The following is a 1352-nucleotide window of genomic DNA, read 5'->3' on the forward strand; positions in this document are numbered from 1 at the left end:
GGCGGATTAATAATTTTGCTACTCACGGCAGCCGATGCTTTCTCTTCACACAGAACAGCATAAACGGGCCTGCTCAGTACAGAAAGTAGACAATTCCTAATTCTAATGAGCGGCCCCACGGGGGCTATATGAGAAACACTATGAGTCAACTGGCATCTGGTGCCGCATATGGCGCGTCTGGCGCTACTGTGGTTACCAGTTTTTTAGTGCGGCTTAGCCCGGATGAGTGGAGCGCCGTCGGCGTGCTGGCAGGTATCGCAATAGCGATCATCACGCTGGGCATCAACTGGTACTACCGCCGCAAAACTGCACTGGCACAAATCAAGGCGCTACAGCGCTGGCCAGCATCATCCGAAATCACCGAGGAATAATCATGGCGCTGTCGAACAGTCTGAGAAACAAGCTGATCGCCACTGCTGGCGGTGGTGCTATGGCTATCGCGGTTGCGTTCCTGGGTGGGAGTAACGGCGTGGAAGGTCGAGAATATACGGCGTACAAAGACGTTGCTGGCGTCTGGACAGTCTGTGACGGGCATACAGGCCCTGATGTGCAAGTGAACAAGAAATACACTGACCGCGAGTGTGACAACCTGCTGTGGAAAGACCTGCAGCCGGTTAAGAAGTCGGTAGACGGTCAGGTAAAAATACCTCTGGGCGAATACCAGCGTGCTGCACTCTATTCATTCGCATACAACGTCGGCACCGGTGCATTCACGAATTCAACGCTGTTGAAGAAGCTGAACGCTGGCGACGTGGAAGGCGCATGCGACGAGCTGAGGCGCTGGGTGTATGCGGGGGGCCAGAAATGGCGCGGGCTGATGAACAGGCGCGATATGGAGCGTTCTCTGTGTCTGGCGGAGAACGCCAATGACCTTAAGTGATATCAAATGGTCCGCTGTCGCCGTTCTGGTTCTGCTGCTTACGGTTGCCGGGTTAGTGTGGGGGATCCTGCATTACCACGGTAAAGCGGTAACCGCCCAGGACAACGTAAAGCAGCTTCAGACTGAAAACTCAACCCAGACAGCCATCATCTCTTCGCAAGCTTTCAACTTTCAGCATGCGAATGAGATAGCGGCTGCTGCTCAGCAGTACACATCGACAATCACCGGCAACGCGCAGGAGAAAGAGATTGAATATCGCACCATTCTCAAAGCTGAGCCAACGTGCAGCCTCGCTATCCCTGCTGATATTGCTGGCCGGTTGCTCGACTACACGAACCGTCTACGTGCCAGCGCAATGCACCCAGATCCCGGCAAGCCTGACGGCTCCGGTACTGGCACCGCTGCCGCCGGCACCCTGACTTACTGCCAGGCGGTGCTGTGGATTGATCAGCTACTAACCGCCATTGACATG

At 55.0% G+C, this 1352-nt stretch carries 3 protein-coding genes; all 3 read left to right on the plus strand.

The features are described 5' to 3' along the window. Positions 1-128: 128 nt before the first annotated feature. A complete protein-coding gene (locus GSQ70_RS00615) occupies positions 129-371 on the plus strand; it encodes a phage holin (RefSeq protein ID WP_158780476.1) in 243 nt (80 codons plus the stop codon). A 2-nt stretch (positions 372-373) separates the two neighbouring features. Further along, a complete protein-coding gene (locus GSQ70_RS00620; RefSeq protein WP_158780477.1) occupies positions 374-880 on the plus strand; it encodes a lysozyme in 507 nt (168 codons plus the stop codon). Further along, positions 867-1352 (plus strand): hypothetical protein (locus GSQ70_RS00625; protein WP_158780478.1); only part of this gene is annotated, 486 nt, incomplete at its 3' end. The genes GSQ70_RS00620 and GSQ70_RS00625, both read left to right, overlap by 14 nt.

Origin of the sequence: Pantoea sp. BAV 3049, assembly GCF_009765445.1 — a bacterium.
GTDB lineage: Bacteria > Pseudomonadota > Gammaproteobacteria > Enterobacterales > Enterobacteriaceae > Erwinia.